At 60.7% G+C, this 19,057-nt stretch carries 15 protein-coding genes; 10 read left to right on the plus strand and 5 right to left on the minus strand.

Features of this window, described 5'->3' with window-relative positions; translation table 11 throughout:
- Positions 1–39: 39 nt before the first annotated feature.
- Genes cobJ through cobG form a run of 4 tightly spaced genes read right to left on the minus strand, consistent with a single transcriptional unit; the run spans position 40 to position 4,454 of the window.
- Complete coding sequence (gene cobJ, locus AC3WWR_RS15505; protein ID WP_492598855.1) at positions 40–1,749, minus strand: precorrin-3B C(17)-methyltransferase; 1,710 nt, start codon at positions 1,747–1,749, stop codon at positions 40–42.
- The gene (locus tag AC3WWR_RS15510) at positions 1,749–2,480 is read right to left on the minus strand and encodes a precorrin-2 C(20)-methyltransferase (protein ID WP_033043996.1); all 732 of its coding nucleotides are present in this window, start codon (positions 2,478–2,480) and stop codon (positions 1,749–1,751) included. Before AC3WWR_RS15510 ends, cobJ begins: the two co-directional genes overlap by 1 nt.
- The gene (locus AC3WWR_RS15515) at positions 2,480–3,106 is read right to left on the minus strand and encodes a precorrin-8X methylmutase (RefSeq protein WP_020797568.1); all 627 of its coding nucleotides are present in this window, start codon (positions 3,104–3,106) and stop codon (positions 2,480–2,482) included. The genes AC3WWR_RS15510 and AC3WWR_RS15515 overlap by 1 nt, the downstream gene beginning before the upstream one ends.
- Entirely contained in the window at positions 3,099–4,454 is a 1,356-nt protein-coding gene (gene cobG, locus AC3WWR_RS15520; RefSeq protein ID WP_050511634.1) for a precorrin-3B synthase, read from the minus strand. Before cobG ends, AC3WWR_RS15515 begins: the two co-directional genes overlap by 8 nt.
- 255 nt (positions 4,455–4,709) lie before the next feature.
- Between cobG and AC3WWR_RS15525 the strand changes: the two genes are divergently transcribed.
- The 9 genes from AC3WWR_RS15525 (at position 4,710) to AC3WWR_RS15565 (ending at position 13,987) form a co-directional block, all read left to right on the plus strand.
- On the plus strand, positions 4,710–5,360 hold the full coding sequence (locus tag AC3WWR_RS15525; RefSeq protein WP_454865650.1) for a hypothetical protein: 651 nt from the start codon (positions 4,710–4,712) through the stop codon (positions 5,358–5,360).
- Positions 5,361–5,534: 174 nt separating this feature from the next.
- Positions 5,535–6,746, plus strand: a complete 1,212-nt coding sequence (locus AC3WWR_RS15530; RefSeq protein ID WP_020797572.1) for a bifunctional cobalt-precorrin-7 (C(5))-methyltransferase/cobalt-precorrin-6B (C(15))-methyltransferase — start codon at positions 5,535–5,537, stop codon at positions 6,744–6,746.
- Complete coding sequence (locus AC3WWR_RS15535) at positions 6,739–7,836, plus strand: cobalt-precorrin-5B (C(1))-methyltransferase (RefSeq protein WP_492598856.1); 1,098 nt, start codon at positions 6,739–6,741, stop codon at positions 7,834–7,836. Before AC3WWR_RS15530 ends, AC3WWR_RS15535 begins: the two co-directional genes overlap by 8 nt.
- Positions 7,833–8,561 carry a cobalt-precorrin-6A reductase gene (locus tag AC3WWR_RS15540; protein WP_492598857.1) on the plus strand — a complete coding sequence of 243 codons (729 nt, stop codon included), beginning with the start codon at positions 7,833–7,835 and terminating at the stop codon, positions 8,559–8,561. The genes AC3WWR_RS15535 and AC3WWR_RS15540 overlap by 4 nt, the downstream gene beginning before the upstream one ends.
- Before the next feature lie 349 nt (positions 8,562–8,910).
- A complete protein-coding gene (locus AC3WWR_RS15545) occupies positions 8,911–9,309 on the plus strand; it encodes a DUF2946 domain-containing protein (RefSeq protein WP_432668953.1) in 399 nt (132 codons plus the stop codon).
- A gap of 47 nt (positions 9,310–9,356) precedes the next feature.
- Entirely contained in the window at positions 9,357–9,836 is a 480-nt protein-coding gene (locus AC3WWR_RS15550) for a copper chaperone PCu(A)C (RefSeq protein ID WP_432668951.1), read from the plus strand.
- A 21-nt stretch (positions 9,837–9,857) separates the two neighbouring features.
- Positions 9,858–10,316, plus strand: a complete 459-nt coding sequence (locus tag AC3WWR_RS15555) for a DUF2946 domain-containing protein (RefSeq protein WP_042955367.1) — start codon at positions 9,858–9,860, stop codon at positions 10,314–10,316.
- 73 nt (positions 10,317–10,389) lie between these two features.
- Positions 10,390–12,507: a TonB-dependent copper receptor gene (locus tag AC3WWR_RS15560; protein ID WP_492598858.1), complete on the plus strand. Its 2,118-nt coding sequence runs from the start codon at positions 10,390–10,392 to the stop codon at positions 12,505–12,507.
- A 100-nt stretch (positions 12,508–12,607) separates the two neighbouring features.
- On the plus strand, positions 12,608–13,987 hold the full coding sequence (locus AC3WWR_RS15565) for a PepSY-associated TM helix domain-containing protein (RefSeq protein ID WP_020797579.1): 1,380 nt from the start codon (positions 12,608–12,610) through the stop codon (positions 13,985–13,987).
- An 86-nt stretch (positions 13,988–14,073) separates the two neighbouring features.
- Here AC3WWR_RS15565 and AC3WWR_RS15570 read toward each other — a convergent pair whose 3' ends face one another.
- On the minus strand, positions 14,074–17,376 hold the full coding sequence (locus AC3WWR_RS15570; protein WP_083350073.1) for a hypothetical protein: 3,303 nt from the start codon (positions 17,374–17,376) through the stop codon (positions 14,074–14,076).
- 285 nt (positions 17,377–17,661) lie between these two features.
- Between AC3WWR_RS15570 and urtA the strand changes: the two genes are divergently transcribed.
- Positions 17,662–18,927, plus strand: a complete 1,266-nt coding sequence (gene urtA, locus AC3WWR_RS15575) for an urea ABC transporter substrate-binding protein (protein ID WP_020797581.1) — start codon at positions 17,662–17,664, stop codon at positions 18,925–18,927.
- Positions 18,928–19,057 lie beyond the last annotated feature (130 nt).

The raw sequence follows: 19,057 nt of genomic DNA on the forward strand, positions 1-19,057 counted from the left end.
AACGCCCCGAATAATCCGACCCATATGACCGCGACTTGTCTAGTTGATATCGACCAACTTGTCACCGTAGCTACGTGGCGTGTACACCCACAACGACCCCTGAGGCCGAGCAAATACGCGAGTCGTGGATGAGCCAATCAACACCATGGTTCGCATGTCGACTTGATCCGGCGTCAATTGACCGAGTGTGGTGACCCGCAACGTCTGCCCCGGGCGCCCTACATCGCGTCCCAACACGACGGGTGTGTCAGCAGCACGATGCAGCGCGACGATTTCCAGTGCACGCCCCAACTGCCAAGGCCGGGAACGTGAGATCGGGTTATAGAAAGCCATCGCCAGGTCGGCTTGCGCCGCAAGGTCCAGGCGCTTCTCGATGATGTCCCAAGGCTTGAGGTTGTCCGAAAGCGACAGTACGCAGAAATCATGCCCCAACGGGGCGCCTGCCTGGGCAGCCGTTGCCAGCGATGCCGAAACGCCCGGAAGGATTTCCAGATCAACGTTGTGCCACGCTGGATCGCGGGACTCATGCAGAGCCTCGAGCACCGCTGCGGCCATGGCGAAGACACCGGGGTCCCCGGAAGAGACGACCACTACGCAGCGACCCTGCGCCGCAAGCTCAAAGGCGTGGCGGGCACGCTGCATTTCTTCACGGTTGTCGGTGCAGTGCAGGACCTGGTCCGCACGGAACGGCCCCGCCATGCGCACATAGGTTTCATAACCGAGAACGTCGTTGGCGCGGGCCAGTTCCGCCTTGACCGCAGGCACCATCAGATCGGCGGCGCCGGGGCCGAGACCGATCACCGCCAGGCGACCGCGAGGACGGCCAATCGATAAGGGGTCCAAAGGCTGCTTGGCAACTGCGATGGCAACGGCCTCATCGCCAAACACGGAAACAGGCTGTTCGATGGCGTTACGCATCAGGTTACTGGCCGCGCCAACATCATCGACAAAACGTAGCGGCACACCCAGCTCAAGCGCCGCTTCACGCAGTGTTGGACTCGACATTTCACTATCGGCAGCCAGCAGGCAGGCCAACGACTGCACGGCGATTTTTGCCTGATGCAAAGCCTCGCGAACTGCACCGGGAACATCAACCACGCCAGCACCGACCGCGACCAACACGTTGCGTGGATAAATCAGCAGCTCATTGGCAGCCGGCGTACGCTCGGCATGACCGACGTGAACGGCCAGCCGCGCTTGCGGGTTTTCCGGTAACTGCGCCTGCACTAACCAAGGCGCCGCCCCTTCGATTCGCACCGACTCACCGGCGAGCAAATCGGAAACGAAGCGTTTGCCCAGCTCAAGATCACCCAAGGCATAACCGCTGGGTGGATTCAGCAGGCAGGTACCAAAACGCAATTCGCCACTGGTGGTGATCGCCGCTGAAACGTCCAGTGCCGCAGCAACCTCCCGCGCCAACACGTTCACGCCAGCCAAACCACCGAGCAGCGGCACCACGGCGCTCCCGTCTTCGGCGACGGCGAGCACGGGTGGCTCGGCCCCCTTCTCCAGCAGCAACGGCGCCAGGGTGCGAATGACGATACCGGCTGCGCACAGGGCGATGATCGGCGTGTCTTGTTGATAAAGCTCACGCAATGTCGCACCGAACTCGCGGTAAGTGCGATCGGCACCGACGACACGTTCGTCCAGGCCGTGGATCAAGGCGCCGGGGTACAGTTGTTGAATGCTGCGCGCGGTGGCGAGGCTGCCATTGCCGAGAATGACAATGGCCGGAACTGGACGCGTCATCAGCCTTGCCACCTTTCACCGGGAACGATGATCAGCGAGAAGTACGGCGACGACATAGGCTCGACCTGATCCAGCGGCACGATCTTCTGGTTGGCCATGGTCGCACGCTCCACATACAGCGCTCGCTCGGCCAATCCGAGTTCTTCCAGCACCTGACGGACTTTCGGGAAGTTACGGCCCAGTTTCATGATCACTGCCGCATCGGCGTCAGCCAGGCGACGCTTGAGATCCTCGTGAGGCAGCACGCCGGACAGCACCGACAGGCTCTGGTTGCGATACACCAACGGCGCGCCCAGTACCGAAGCACCGCCGAGCATGGAGCAGACACCCGGCACCACTTCGGCCTCATACCGTTGCGCCAGCCGATCGTGCAGGTACATGTAGGAGCCGTAGAAAAACGGATCGCCCTCGCAGATCACTGCCACGTCACGACCCGCATCGAGATGCGCGGCCAGCTCTTCACCGGCCGCATCGTAGAAATCGCTGATCACTTGCTCGTAGGACAGTGGTGCCGGCAACGCTTCGGTGGTCACCGGGTACACCAGTGGCAACAAGGTTTGGGCGTCCTGCAAATGCGCTTCGATGATGCCGAAAGCGTTGCCCTTCTTACCCTTGGCGACGAAGTACGCCACTACCGGCGATTCGCGCAGCAGGCGCAGCGCCTTGACCGTAATCAGTTCCGGGTCACCCGGCCCCACGCCAAGGCCGATCAAACGTCCAGGTTGCTGCATCATTCGATCTCCGTGGCGAGGGCATTGACGGCGGCGGCGGCCATGGCGCTACCGCCCAGCCGACCTTGCATGATAACGAACGGCACGCCACGACTGTCGGCGGCCAGTGCTGCCTTGGATTCGGCGGCGCCAACGAAGCCCACGGGGAAACCAAGGATCAACGCCGGTTTGGGCGCACCGGCGTCGAGCATTTCAAGCAGGTAAAACAGCGCTGTCGGCGCGTTACCGATCACCACGACACTGCCTTCCAGATGAGGACGCCACAGTTCCAGTGCCGCGGCGGAACGGGTGTTGCCCAGTTCACGCGCCAGCTGTGGAACGCTTTCATCTCGCAGGGTGCAGATGACCGGGTTGTTCGCTGGCAAACGCGCACGGGTTATGCCCTCGGACACCATCCGCGCATCACACAGAATCGGCGCGCCGGCGGCCAGCGCATCGCGCCCGGCCTTGCCCGCGCCCGTGGAAAACTGCAGGCCATCGATAGCATCGACCATGCCGCAAGCATGTATCACACGGACTGCGAGTTTTTCCAGATCGGCCGGAATGCGTTCGAGGTTGGCCTCGGCCCGGATGATCGCGAAGGAATTGCGATAGATCTCCTGACCGTCGCGGATGTAATCAAGCATCAAGGGGGCTCCGTGAGCGGGCATCGAGCAAGGCCGCGACCGCTTCAATAGTAAGATTGCGAGCGTGCAGCGCGCCGAAACCCGGCTGCGCGGCATCGCGAAAATAGAGGTCGTAGTGACCAGGGCGCGTCGCCAACAATGTGACGGGCGCCGTGTGCGCGCACGCGCAGGAGCGCGAACAGCCAGACAAGTGAACCTGCACCTGTGCGGATTGATCAAGCAGCCGATCGGCCAGTTGCCGCGCGTCTTCCTTGGTATCCGCCAAGCCTTTGCCGCAACCGGCCGATCCGGTGCAGGCCACCAGATGGGCCAGGGTCTGATCGGCGTCGACCAGATAACCCAATGCCTGCAATTGATGACGCAGGGCTGGTGAATCTTCATGGCGAATATTTGGCAGCAACAGGCTTTGCCAAGGGGTCAGGCGCAGGCTGGCATCACCAAATGCCTCGGCCAGATGAGCCGCCCCCTTGAGCATCGTCGGGTCCAGTCGCCCCAGCGCAGGCACCGCACCGACATAGACAAGGCCTTCCTGACGCTGCGGATGACTGCCGATGTGCAATCGCGCACGTGCAGTCGGGCGCTGCCATGACTCCATGGCAAACAAGGGCACGCGCTCGGCCAGCCGTTGCAACAGTGAATCCAGCGAATGCTCAGTCAGCAGATGTCGCATCCGCGTCTGATCCGGCCGTGCAAGTTCGAGAAACAACTCCAACACCGCTACCACCAACGCATGTCCGTCACGGAGCAATACCGCTGCCAACGGCGCATCGGTGGGGCACCCCGCCAGACCGAAGGCCAGCACAGGCTCGCCATTTCGATCAGCCGCACTCAGCCAGAGGTCATGGGGATGCTCGAGCATTGCCAAGGCTTCACCACCATCCAGTTGCACGGCGAACTTGGCCGATAACTCATGGAAGCGCGCATGGGTTTGCAAGCTGTCGAGAATTTCTCGGGCCAAGGGCCTGCTGTCGATCAGCATGTGCCGGTCAATGCCGGCGCTTGGGCTGAGCATCAGATTGCGCACATCATCGCCAGCGACGTTGACCGGTCCCAACCCGACGGCCAGCAGACTCTCGATCAACGCGGTGGACTGCTGGCCAATTCCGCGAATTTGCAGATTGGCGCGGTTGGTCGCCTCTATCACGCCACCGGCATAGCGTTCGGCGGCATCAGCCACCGCCACGGCCTGATCTGCGCGAATAGCCCCGCCGGCAAGTTTGATCCGACAAATACCGCCATCCAGCGCCTGCACGACACGCAACAAACCGGGACAGGCCGATGGGCGCAAGGGACTGGATGTCTGAGGTGAATTCACGGGGATGACCGGCAACGGAACGAAGGGGCGCATTATGCCTGCTTTGTCCGGCGGGATGAAAAAGCTCAAGTGGATTGACGACGAAGCGCGCTCGCCCAAAGGTCAACGGTCGCTCGCCTGAAGTCTGAAACGCCCACCGGCACTTGCGTTTCAAAGACAACTGCGCAGTGTATTTAACAGCCAGTAGCAGTTCTTCAAGCCAACGTTATTTTAGCCGCAGGCAGGCTGCTGTACTTTCTCCACCAGGAAGACCACTTCCTCCACTAAAATTTTATTCAAGGACTGAATATGAACAGTAGGAACTTCTCCGGCGTATTGACCGGTCCCACTCTGCTTTCAAGCATTGAGGACATATCACTTGCGGATCATGACGACCTGACCCACTGCACACAGATCGCCACCCAATCCGCCGACACGGCCTGCAGTCGCTTTGTCGATTCGACAAAGTGGCTGAATGAATATATGACGACGCTGAGTTTCCTGGGGTGGTCTGTCTTCCAGGATGCAATCTTTACCCGCACCCGTCACGATGTCTTGAGAAACGTTGCGGATTTCCTGGTCGAGAGCGCCGGGAAGATGCCCGACAGCCGACAAGGTAACGCGATGATCGACACGCTCGACGCCCTGAAACCCGACAAACCCGCGTTGCTCTCTCTGGACCAGGAGAGTCTTCTGGGTCGACACTTTCAGGTTATTCCCGTCCGCTATGACGCCAAGGGCTGTCTGGAAATAGCGGTTTTCAATCTTGAATTGGTAGCGTCTACCAATGAAAGTAACTTCCTGTACGTCGAATCGGAAAAGCGCTCCGCCACGATCATCCAGCAACGAGCCTATCTCAAACTGGATAAAAGAATACTTGGAACAAAAAGAACGCTTATTGATAAAAAGCGTCGCGAGATCAAAATGAAGAGATTCGATCTGCTAAAAAACAACCCTTAAGCGAAGCAGATTAAATCCCCATCATTTTGCAGGGCAGCCATCGCCCTTGAACGCGATTTCATCGACGACGACGGGCGAATGCAATCGACACCGCGTTATGATGCCCCACCGCGCCGGTCGAGACGGACCTGGCCGCGGAGATGATTGGGCTTTGGTCGATAGAAGAGGAATGGCATGCCCCCTTGGCTGACAGTGGTAGGCATCGGTGAAGACGGCTTCAAGGGCTTGGGCAAGAACGCTCGGCACGCCCTGCTGGGCGCTTCGCGGATCATTGGCGGCCAGCGGCAACTGGATTTGCTGCCGGTGTGTATTCGTGGTGAACGGCAAGTGTGGCCCAGCCCGTTTTCGCTGGCGCCGGTGCTGGAGCGGTACGGTGAGCCCGTTTGCGTGCTGGCCAGCGGTGACCCCATGTTCTTTGGTGTTGGCGCCAGCCTCGCTCGGCAACTACCCAGCAGTGAAATGCTGGTCTTGCCCGCGCCATCTTCTTGCTCACTTGCCGCCGCGCGGATGGGCTGGCCGTTGCAGGATGTGGTGACGCTGTCGGTGGTCGCTCGCCCCATCGCGGCGCTTAATGCTCAGTTGTCCAGTGGCGTTCGTCTGCTGGTGCTGAGCAATGACGGCCAAAGTCCCGCCGCGATCGCGGCATTGTTGCGCGAACGCGGGTTCGGGCCGAGCCGCCTGAGCGTGCTGGAACATTTGGGTGGTGAGGCCGAGCGACGCATCGACGGTGCGGCCAACGACTGGGCCGACCCGGTTGTCGCCGACCTGAACCTGATCGCCATAGAATGCATCGCCCAAGCAAACGCGCCGCGTCTGTCGCGACTGGCCGGCTTGCCGGACTCCGCCTTCAGGCACGACGGCCAACTGACCAAACGCGATGTGCGCGCCATCACACTCGCTCGACTGGCACCGGTTCCCGGTGAGCTGTTATGGGATGTCGGTGCCGGCAGCGGCTCCATTGGCATTGAATGGATGCGCGCTCATCCCGGTTGCCGGGCGCTGGCCATCGAGGCCGACGAAGGTCGGCAGCTGTTGATCGAGCACAACCGCGACGCACTCGGTGTGCCCGGCCTGCAATTGATTCGCGGCAGTGCACCGCAGGCGCTGGTGGGACTCGAGCGTCCGGACGCGGTGTTCATCGGCGGCGGCGTCACCCGCGAAGGCGTCCTCGACGCTTGCTGGGCAGCGCTCAAGCCTGGCGGCCGCCTGATTGCCAATGCGGTCACGCTGCAAAGTGAAATGACCCTGATGGCCTGGCGCGAACAGCACGGGGGCGAGGTGACGCGTATTCATATCGCCCAGGCGCAGCCCCTGGGAGACTTCGACACCTGGCGCCAGGCGTTGCCGATTACCTTGCTGGACGTGGTCAAACCCTTCGATGCGTGACGAAACCGCCGAACAACCCGCACCACTGCGCAGCGGCCTGACCACGGGCAGCTGCGCGACCGCGACCAGCCTGGCAGCGGCTCGCCTGCTGCTCGGTGGCACTTCGTCGGATGCCGTGCACATCGTGCTGCCAAAGGGTAGGCAGGTGCAGATGCGCCTGGAGTTCTGCCGCCTGATCGACGGTGGCGCCGAGGCAGGGACGATCAAGGATGCCGGAGACGATCCCGACGTAACCCATGGCGCGTTGCTCTACTCTCAGGTGTGCCTGCGCAGTGAGCCGGGTATCGGTTTTCATGCCGGGCGTGGTGTTGGTACGGTCACCCGCCCGGGGCTGGTGCTGGGCGTTGGCGAGCCGGCGATCAATCCCGTACCACGCAAGATGATCAGCGATCACCTGACGCTGCTTGCCAACGAGTTCGGCTACCGCGGCGGTTTCGAAGTCACGGTGAATGTCGAGAACGGTGAGGCCCTGGCGCTGAAAACCATGAACCCGCGCCTGGGAATACTCGGCGGCCTGTCGATCCTCGGCACCAGCGGTATTGTCCGGCCGTTTTCCTGCGCGGCCTATATCGCCTCGATCCACCAGGGCATCGACGTGGCCAAGACCAACGGTTATCTGCACATCGCCGCGTGTACCGGCAACGCCAGCGAAGACACCATGCGCCGGGTCTACAACCTGCCGGAAATCGCCCTGATCGAAATGGGCGATTTCGTCGGTGCCGTGCTCAAGCACCTGCGCAAGGTTCCGGTCGAAAAACTCAGCCTGTGCGGCGGCTTCGGCAAGATCAGCAAACTGGCGGCCGGGCACATGGACCTGCACAGTCGGCATTCGAGCATCGATCTGCCGCAACTGGCCGAATGGGCCGCCGCGGTCGGCGCCGATACGGCGCTGCAGCAAGGCATCCGTGAAGCCAATACCAGTCAACAGGCCCTGGCGATGGCCAGCGCCGCCGGCATCGCCCTCGGCGATGCCGTGTGCCAACACGCCCTGGACTTTGCCCGCAGCGTGGTGCCGGCGCAGGTTCAGGTCGAAGTGTTTGCCATCGATCGCCAGGGCGGAATTGTTGGCCATGCAGGAGCTTTTCAATGAAGCGAATTCTGTTGCTGGGTGGCGTGACCGAGGCGCTGGCGATTGCCCGAACCCTCGGCCCGCAAAACATCTATAGCCTGGCGGGTGTCGGTCGAGTGCCGACGGACCTGACCTGCCAGGTTCGAGTTGGCGGCTATGGGGGTGCCGAAGGGCTGGCGCAATTCATACGCGATGAAGGGATTGATCTGCTGCTCGACGCGACCCATCCCTACGCCGCCCGGATCAGTCAAAACGCCGCGACGGCGGCTCGGTTGAGCGGCATCGCCTGCTGGGCGCTGCGACGTCCGGCGTGGCAACCGCAGGCCGGCGATGACTGGCGCGAAGTCAGTGATTGGGCCGAGTTGATCGACGCGCTGAAACCCTTCCGTCGACCGCTGTTCACCCTGGGTCGCGAGCCCTTGCAACACCTGGACGAAATCCCGCCGGAGCAATTCTGGACCTTGCGCGCGCTGGACGTTTACCCCGGCAACGAACGTTGCGAAGTGATCGGTGCACGCGGACCGTTCCTGATCGACGAGGAACGCGCCTTGTTCGAACGTCGGCAGATCGACGTGCTGATCAGCAAGAACAGCGGCAGCACCGCCACTGAGCCGAAGCTGGAGGTGGCGCGCGAGCGGGGGGTGCCGGTGCTGGTGTTGAAGCGGCCGGTGTTGCCGGTGGTAGAGCGCGAGTTTGAGTCGGTGGCCGAGGTGTTGCGAGCAATGACAGAACAGGTTTTTATCTGAGAATTGTGAACGCCTTAGTACGTCTTCGCGGGCAAGCCCGCTCCCACAGGTTTTCTGTCTGGCAATGATTATGTGTCCGATGCCGATAACTGTGGGAGCGGGCTTGCCCGCGATGGCGTCATTGATAGCGATGCAAAAGTTAAAGTCTAAAAATCCACCAGCATTTACTTACACCCATTTAAAAGACGACTGACAAGTTTAAGTGACACTGGCATTTCGCTATTCGCAGCTATCATGATGGATATGAGAACTTCGTGCTGCGACACCACACCGCACGCGGTGTTTTTACTTATCGGCCCTGATCAGGCTAAATAGCCGCGCCTGATCGCCCACCCACCGGATTTGTCCCATGTCCCGACAACGGCTAGCAATTGCCTGGATAGCCTGCTTCGCAGTGCTGTTCAACATGCTCGCCATGCCGATGTCCGGAGCGATGGCGCAGACGGCGAAGGCGCCAGCCGAACAATTGTTGTGGGGCAGTTTCTGCTCGTCCAGCGGCACCCGGGTGGTGGCGATCTCCTTGGGCGATATCGAGCAAAAAGCCCCGCAAAGCGACGATCATTCCAACATGCAACATTGCTGGTGCTGCAGCGGCTCCGCGCCATTGGTGGCGTTGCCCGGACATGAGCCACGGTTGTATTACACGCAGTTCGAAGCGAATCGAAGCCTGCCTCCCGCCGCATTCAATACCCCGACACCCCGCCAGCAATGGCCCAGCCTCAACCCCCGTGCCTCGCCTCTGGTGTGATGACATCTCGCAATTGATCTGCGTTTTGAATCGCCTGGAGAACTGCCATGTTGAACAGACTTATCGTTCTGGCCGCGTTGCTGCTGCCTGCCTGCTTTGCCAATGCCCACGAATACACGCTCGGCGATCTGCAGATCGCTCATCCCTGGTCGCAGGAATTGCCGCCCAATGCGCCGACCGTCGCGGCCTATTTCGTGATCCACAACGCAGGCAAGACCGCCGACCGCCTGCTCGGTGTCGACTCGCCAATCTCGGGTGAAGCGCAATTACATGAGCATGTGATGCAAAACGACCTGATGAAAATGCAGCCGGTACCGAGCGTGGAAATCCCCGCAGGTGGCGATGTCACCTTTGCACCGATGGCCTACCACGTCATGTTGCTGGGGCTGAAAGACCGAAGCCTGCTTAGCGATGGCAAGCGCTTCCCGCTGACCCTGCACTTCGAGAAGTCCGGTGACGTGACGGTCGAAGTGGCGGTGCAGAAGCAGGCGCCCGAGGCCACGCAAAAGCACGCTCACGCTCAATAATCTGCTGAGCTGAGGCCGCCCATGCGTCCGCCAGGCACCAGGTCATCCGCCCACCGTCGTCAGCCCTTGAGACTGACGCGCGGCAGCTGGATCAGCCTGTTCGCCATGTTGATGATCTTTATCGGTCCACTGATTTCTCAGTCGATGCCGATGGATCAGCGTACCTCCATGCCCCTGGACATGAGCATGAACATGTCAATGGACATGAGCATGAACATGTCGGCGATGGATCACGCCGATCACGCCGCTCAACCGACGGCCGAGCATTGCCCGCCAGCGTCCGGGCACCACGCAATCTGGGAAAAATGCGGCTATTGCAGCCTGCTGTTCAATTGCCCGGCGCTCACCGGTGGCGTTGCATTCACAGCGTTCGATACCCCGCCCGCCAACACGTACACCCCGCCATCTCCTCGCCAGGGCCATGCCCGGCAAGCCTTCTTCCCCGGCGCCCGCACCCGCGCTCCGCCCGTCATCGCGTAAACAACCCACCTCTGGTTTCACACGGTCCTCCAGGAGCGACCGTGTCGTTTACGACTGTTCGATGGAAATTGTCATGTCCAGGTTTGCTGCTGTCCCCTGCTTGAGCACTGCCCAAGCCACCCTTGCCCTGAACGAATCCAGCCTTCGCTTCAGGCACGCCACCGCCCTCCTGTGCGGTGCCTTGCTCGCGCCTTCCGCGCTGGCCGATGAACACGCAGGTCATAGTGAAGAATTGACCCCGACGGTTATCACCGCGATTGCCCCGAACTCGCCACTGACCATCGTCACCAACCCCAGGGAGCCGCGCCAACCCGTGCCGGCCAGCGACGGGTCGGACTATCTGAAAACCATTCCGGGCTTCGCCCAGGTGCGCAATGGCGGTACCAACGGCGACCCGGTGTTGCGCGGCATGTTTGGCTCACGCCTGAACATCTTCACCAACGGCGGCATGATGCTCGGCGCGTGCCCCGGCCGAATGGACGCTCCGACCTCGTACATTTCCCCGCAAACCTACGACACACTGACCGTCATCAAAGGTCCGCAGACCGTGCTTTGGGGACCGGGGGCTTCGGCCGGCACCATCCTCTTCGACCGCGAACCGGAAAGCTTCGGTGAGCTCGGCACGCGGGTGAACGCCAGTGTGCTGGCCGGCTCCAATGGCCGTTTTGACAAGCTGGTGGACGCAGCCGCCGGCGGTCCACTGGGTTATATGCGGGTGATCGGTAACACCGCCCAGGCCGACGACTACAAGGATGGCAACAACGACACCGTGGCATCGCGTTATGACAAATGGAACGGTGACGTCGCGCTCGGCTGGACCCCAGACGCCGATACCCTGCTGGAGTTGACCGCTGGCAAGGGTGACGGCGAGGCACGTTACGCAGGACGCGGCATGGACGGTTCGCAGTTCAAGCGCGAGAGCCTTGGCCTGCGCTTCGAAAAGTCCAACATCAGCGACGTGCTGGAACAGCTCGAGGCGCAGGTCTACTACAACTACGCCGACCATGTGATGGACAACTACACGCTGCGAACGCCGTCCGGCACCGGGATGATGGCCGGCCCCATGGCGTCCAACGTCGACCGGCGCACTCTTGGCGCGCGAGTCAAGGCTACCTGGCGTTGGGCCGATGTGCAGTTGGTCAGTGGCATTGATGCGCAGACCAACGAGCACCGCCAACGCAGCGCCATGGGCATCGACACCTACAAGGACCAGCCGTACACCAAGGACGCCGACTTCCACAATTACGGAGTGTTCAGCGAACTGACCTGGTACGCCGCCGAGCGTGACCGACTCATTACCGGCGCACGCCTGGACCGCGCTTCGGCCAAGGATTACCGGCAAACCATCGGCTCGGGGATGATGACCCGCCCCAACCCAACCGCCGACGACACGCGTGCCGATACGCTGCCCAGTGGCTTCATTCGCTACGAACACGACCTGGCCGACAGCCCGACCACACTGTATGCGGGACTGGGCCACACCCAGCGCTTCCCGGACTACTGGGAACTGTTTTCGCCCAATTCCGGCCCCGCCGGATCGGTGAATGCCTTCGATTCGATCAAGCCCGAGAAAACCACCCAGCTCGACTTCGGCCTGCAATACAAAGCTGAAGATCTCGAAGCCTGGGCCTCGGCCTACATCGGCCAGGTGCGCGACTACATCCTGTTCAACTACACGCCAGCCATGATGGGCATGACCTCTCAAGCACAGAACATCGATGCGCGAATCATGGGTGGCGAACTGGGTGCCGCCTACCCACTCAACGAGCACTGGAAAGCCGACGCCACCCTGGCCTACGCCTGGGGCAAGAACAGCAGCGATGGCAGCGCCTTGCCACAAATGCCGCCGCTGGACGCCCGCTTCGGCTTGACCTACAGCGAAGACAACTGGAGCACCGGCGCACTGTGGAGAGTGGTTGCCGCGCAAAACCGTATCGACCAGAACAAAGGCAACGTGGTCGGCAAGGACTTCGACAAGACCCCGGGTTTTGCCGTGTTCTCGCTCAACGGTGCCTATCGGATCAACCAGCATTGGAAGGTCAGCAGCGGCGTCGACAACCTGTTCGGCAAGGCCTACGCCGAACATTTGAACCTGGCCGGCAACGCCGGTTTCGGTTACCCGGCCAATGATCCGCAAGCCATCAAGGAACCGGGGCGCACGCTCTGGACCAGGATTGATATGAGTTTCTAACAACAAAAGTCAAAAGATCGCAGGCTCCTGCAGGAGCTGTCGAGTGAAACGAGGCTGCGATCTTTTACAGACAATTGATTCGCCAAGCGGAGCACAACCGATGAAACAGCCCAAAGTGAATTTCTACAACCTGGCCTGGCGCTGGCACTTCTATGCCGGATTGTTCGTTGCGCCATTCATGGTGATGCTGGCCCTGACCGGCACCATTTACCTGTTCAAACCGCAACTCGACTCACTGATGTACAGCAGCCTGCTCAACGTCCCTGCCGGACACCACACGGTGCCGGCCGATGACCTGCTCAACCGGGTCAAGGCCGCCTATCCACAAGGCACGATCAAACAATACCTGCCGCCGGTAACCCCCCAGCGCAGTGCCCAGTTTGTCGTGCTCAACGGTGGTAACGAGCTGAATGTGTTCGTCGACCCGTATCACGGTGACATTCTCGGCGAGCAAGATGCCAAGAAGAACCTGCAGGCGGTCGCGCGAGCGATTCACGGCGAACTGATGATCGGCACCGTGGGTGACCGACTGGTGGAACTGGCCGCTGGTTGGGGGGTGGTGCTGGTGGTTTCCGGGGTGTTTCTGTGGTGGCCCCGTGGTCAGGCCGCAGGCATTCTCTGGCCTCGCCTGAACAGTCGAGGCCGGGTGTTGTGGCGTGACCTGCATGCCGTCACCGGCTTCTGGGGCGCCTCGTTGTTGCTGGTGATGCTGCTCAGCGGCATGACCTGGACCGGCTTCTGGGGCCAGCAATACGCCGCCGTGTGGAATGTCTTTCCGGCGGCGATGTGGGACAACGTGCCAAAGTCCGACGTCGAAGCGCGCAGCCTCAACAGCGCCACCCGCCAGACTGTGCCGTGGGCCATGGAAAATACGCCGATGCCGATGTCCGGCGATCATGCCGAACACATGGCCCACGGCGCAGCGCCAACCGGTCCCGCCGCGCCGACCATCAGCCTGCAGGATGTGCAGAACATCGCCGTGCAACGCAAGGTCGAGCCCGGCTACAGCATCACCTTCCCGACCACGGCCACTGGCGTATTCACCATCGCTGTGTTCGCCGATGACCCACGCAATGACGCCACCCTTCACATCGATCAGTACACTGGCGACGTCCTCGCCGACGTACGCTACGAGCAATACGGCGTCGTCGCCCGCGCCACGGAAATCGGCGTGATGCTGCACGAAGGCAAGATGTTCGGCACGCTCAACCAGATCATTATCCTGCTGATCTGCCTGATGATCTTGCTCAGCGCGGTCAGCGGCGTGGTGATCTGGTGGAAACGCCGTCCGCAAGGCAAGTTCGGTGTCCCACCGCTGCGCCACGACCTGCCGAAATGGAAAACCGCGATGGTGATCATGTTCGCCCTGGCGGTGGCGTTCCCGTTGGTGGGGATCTCGCTGGTGGTGGTATGGCTGCTCGATCGGCTGCTGTTGTCGCGCCTGACCCGGCAAACTGAAACCGCCTCACCGTCATCCTGAGTCAGGCGAGATGCGCGGGGGCCCCGCGCATCTCACTGGCAATTGCGAATTTCCTTGCCAGCCGCACCACGACTGTAGACTCGAGATTACAGCTCATCCCGAGTCGGCTTATCGGAAACGTCGGGCACCTGTTGACGAGCGACTCTCCAGTCCTGTCCCAGTCTGCCCGCCTGATTCCAGTCAGCTGCCGTCTTGAGCACCCTCAGCCCACCAACAACCGCCAACTTCAGAACAAAATCTTCGGATGACGTAAAATGTCCGGTGAGTAAAAACCGGCCTTCTTCCGAGGAGTGGGTGGGGTCGTATTTGAGTAGCGCACCATGACGCGTCGAGTAGTAGAACGCGTCAATATCAAACCCTTTGGCTTTCATGGCATGGGTGTGTTCATAGACCGACGCGGCCGATGCATAGTCCACCTCCAGCGGGGCGGTGGGGATGGCGGGCGACAAGGACATCTCGTGGCCCGCCATCAGCGTGTAACCCTCAGGAAACTGCGGCGCTTTATTCCTGGGCGAAGTCGACGGGTCGTTCGCGGTGCGGAAGATACGGTGCAGCGCACCATAGGAGGAAGGTGTGTCCACAACGGGCTCCACGCCGACGTACGAACGGGTTGCGGTTTTGCCGAGCACGGCGCTGGTCAGCGCCGCGGGCTGCCCACCGACACCCGCCGCCCGATGCTGTGCATGACGAGCCGCATCGTCGGGATGGTGAAACACGGGTCCCAAAGGCAGGACGGGATTGAGTGCCCACCGTTCAGCGTCGGAAACAGCAGGCATCCGTGGAACCCAGTCGGCACCCACCACTCCCGGGCAAGACCAGTAGGGGCTTGTCACCAGGACCTCCAGTCGTCCGGCCACCGCCATGCGCCGAATGTAACCGGTCAGGCTGAACTTGCCCTGCTCGATGTCGCGCCAGTCCTCCTGCGCCTGTGCAGATGACGCGAACGGATTGTCCTTGAATTCGACCTGCCCAAACTTATCCAGTGTCATAGCCGAATCGAAGGCGCTCATCTTGAACTGTAACAAGGCACCGTCGGCGCAGGAGAAGTAAATCGACCGGTAGCCCTGGGCTGAGTTCGCAACAACACGTGCCTGACTCACATCGATTGGTGAAAAGAAGTGCCGATAATCATCGTCCGACAGATTCTGAGGCGCTTGCGCACCACACATGTACAAGCCGCTGGTGACGAAGCGGTAAGGTAACGCACCCGGAAAGACACGTTGGTAGTCGAACGTTGCGTTTCGTGCCTCAATGGGCAAGGTTGCCATGAAAGAACCGTCGCGGGCATTCCTGAGCAAGAATCCAAAACTCAGTGCGGCACGACTGCCGGCCCGCTCATGGGCACAGCGCGCGGCATCCTGCTCGCGAATATGCAACGGGCTGTAAGCGGGTTCCGACACCGCATTCCTGCGATTGCTCGGGCGGATAGCCGTTGCAAATGGCGTAAATTCTATGACCGCACGCGCATAGCCCCACAAGCGACTCCCCACGACCACTTGCAGATAACCGGACTTGGCCAGTTTTTTTACCCAGTCCGTCGGTGACAACCGGCCCAGATGGATCTGCTCCTTGATCCAGGCTCCATCCAGGTCGCTAGCCGGTTTACCCGAGGCACTCAATATCGCGCCCAGGTCGGCGCGGATTCGCTCCCACGCTCCGACTCGAAAACGGATGGTCGATCCGTCAGGTGCAAACAAGTACTCGTCGAGTGTTTGTTCCTTACGAGTAAATGCCGTGTAAACCACATCGACAGACAGCATGTTGAGATAAAGCTCTCTATCAGCGCTCGCCAATACCACAGGCAGCGCCCGCAGCACCCGTGAGCGATACCGCGCAACAATACTGCAGCCTGCCGGAAACTGGCCGGCAGTGACCGCTTCATCGGGAAACACCCACTTGATATCAAAGTCTTCCTGAGGAATGTCGATCGGATCGGTGGCTACGAAAAAACCGTCGGCGCGCTTGAGGATCAGGCCGCCAAACGCCCCTGTCTTGCCTTGCGGAACTTGCGAGCGAGCATGCAGCGCAGCGTCATCGGCCGAAAAGAAAACCGGACTCAAGGCTCGACGTTCCACGAACAGAGCTGGCGCCCAGAGGGCGTCGATCAGACCTTTCCTGTCCCAGCACTGACTGGTGCGCATCACCTGCAAGGTACCGCTGTTAGCGGCTACCCTGACAAAACCGGTCGACGTGAGCTTGCCATTGGCCAGGTGGGTTTGAATGTCTTCCAGGCCCAGGTTCGGGGCGTCGTTTTCGAACAGCTTGGAGCCCTTGCGTTGGACATACTTCAGCAGTGCCCCGTCCTGGGTAGAAATATAGAGAGGAATGGGCACAAACCCCTCCATCACCGGACGTCTTTTTGAGTTGTAAACAACAATAAAAAGATCTCGTGGCACGATGAAGTGCTGGGCCAACCAGCGCCTGGATTCGTCTCGCGCATGCTTGACGCGCTGACGCGAGTAAAAATAGGAATGCGGTATAAATGACTCGGGGTAGATAGTCCCCAGGGTTCTGGATTCGCTGAACAAACTGCGCAACGAATAAAGCTTGTCTCGCACACCACCAACCGGGACCAGTTCGGAGGCGACGTATTCCTCCTTGCCCTGTTGCTTGAGGATGAACCCGAACCAGGTCTGTTCCTCGTCGTGGTGCCCCGTGTCCCTGGAATAGCGATCAAGTGCCGCCTCATCGGCTGACGGGAACACCGCCCCAAAAGACACCCGCTCCGGCACGGTTCGCTCCCAGGGGCCCGGAATGCGCTCCCCGGTGATTTTTCCCCGTGGTCGCCAGCTGCCGTTGCTGATGAGGACCTGCAGATTGCCGACAGCTGCCAACTCCAAAACCAGTTGTTCCGGTTTGACCGCCCCCGAGGCGAGAGCCTTGGCAAAAGCCTCCGGTTTTTCGTCCGTTCCGAGCATCTGCAGCAGCTTCAACTCGTGCGGGCTATCGGGCGTGAAACTGATCAAACTGTCTTCGGCTCCCGAAAGATAAACCGGATAACTGGCGCTCAGGATGTTGTGCAACTCATGGACGCTGAATATCAGCAAGCTCGTCGCTGCATCTTCGACAGACCATTTCAGCTGCGCAACCTTGCCTGCGTCGAGCGTCGAAAGCGCAGGGTGAGAATAGAAACGACTGTGCAAGACGTGATTGTCGGGGATCACCTGGTGATGGGAAACGATACTGACCTGATGCTCGGCCGGTTCGGTTATGACAAATCGTAGATCGCTGCGCTGAAGGATATAGCCGAGATACCCGCTGTCGCGGCGGTGACCGACTCGCTCATGGGCATAACGGGCGGCATCGTCCGCCGACAGGAACTCCCTGGCCAGTACATGCAGCGCAGATCCCGCACCTCCCGAGTAGTGCTGTTGTGATTGTTCATCCATGAAGTGGTGCTCCTTTGATTCACTGATAGAGCCCCACTCTTGCACCGGAAAACAGTGCCCGGGCGGTACATAGTTACTACCAGCAACGTTCGGCACCAGTTGGGCGCATCGCCATGCCCCACCTGCACTGTTGTGCTCGCTCACGGTGCAGGCGGCGCATTCGCCGAACGGTTTTCCCCTTCAGGTAAAGCACTTCGGGCGTTAGGCACAGCCCTTGCTAAAGACCCTTCAGTAGTCCGCATCTGCCAACCAAGAAAAATATCCAACGTTCATGGAGATCGCACAATGAAGCGTCGCAGTTTGATCAAGGCTTTCACACTCACGGCAAGCATTGCCGCGATGGGCATGACCTGGACTGTCCAGGCCGCCGAGACCATCAAGGTCGGTATCCTGCATTCGTTGTCCGGCACCATGGCGATCTCGGAAACATCGCTCAAGGACATGGCACTGATGACCATCGACGAGATCAACGCCAAGGGCGGCGTGAACGGCAAGATGCTTGAAGCGGTGGTGGTGGACCCGGCGTCGAACTGGCCTCTGTTCGCGGAAAAGGGCCGACAGCTGCTGACCCAGGACAAGGTCGCCGTGGTATTCGGTTGCTGGACCTCGGTGTCGCGCAAATCGGTGTTGCCGGTGTTCGAAGAGCTCAATGGCCTGCTGTTCTATCCGGTGCAATACGAAGGTGAAGAGATGTCGCCGAACGTGTTCTACACCGGTGCCGCGCCAAACCAGCAGGCGATCCCGGCCGTCGAATACCTGATGAGCGAGGAAGGTGGCAGTGCCAAGCGCTACTTCCTGCTCGGTACCGACTACGTCTACCCGCGGACCACCAACAAGATCCTGCGTTCGTTCCTGCACTCCAAAGGCGTGGCCGACAAGGACATCGAAGAGGTCTACACGCCGTTCGGTCACAGCGACTACCAGACCATCGTCGCTAACATCAAGAAATTCTCGGCTGGTGGCAAGACAGCGGTCATCTCGACGGTCAATGGCGATTCCAACGTGCCGTTCTACAAGGAACTGGCGAACCAGGGACTGAAAGCCACTGACGTGCCGGTCGTGGCCTTCTCGGTGGGCGAAGAAGAACTGCGCGGCATCGACACCAAGCCACTGGTGGGCAACCTCGCAGCATGGAATTACTTTGAGTCGGTGGAGAACCCGGCGAACAAGAAATTCGTCGCCGACTGGAAAGCCTATGCGAAGAAACACAACCTGCCAGGCGCCGATAAAGCCGTGACCAACGACCCGATGGAAGCCACCTACGTCGGCATCCACATGTGGGCGCAGGCCGCCGAAAAAGCCAAGTCCACCGACGTCGACAAGGTTCGCGAAGCGCTGGCCGGCCAGACCTTTGCCGCGCCGTCCGGCTACACCCTGACCATGGACAAGACCAACCACCACCTGCACAAGCCGGTGATGATCGGCGAGATCCAGGCCGACGGTCAGTTCAACGTGGTATGGCAGACAGAAGGGCCGATCCGCGCCCAGCCGTGGAGCCCGTTCATCCCGGGCAACGACAAGAAGCCGGAGTATGCGGTGAAGAGCAACTGAGCCAATGGATGCCGGGCCTGACCGTACAGCTCAGGCCCGACACAGTTCCCTGTGGGGGGGGGGGGGGGGGGGGGGGGGGGGGGGGAGGGGGGGGGGGGGGGGGGGGGGGGGGGGGGGGGGGGGGGGGGGG

Source organism: Pseudomonas sp. EB271-G4-1 (genome assembly GCF_058791355.1).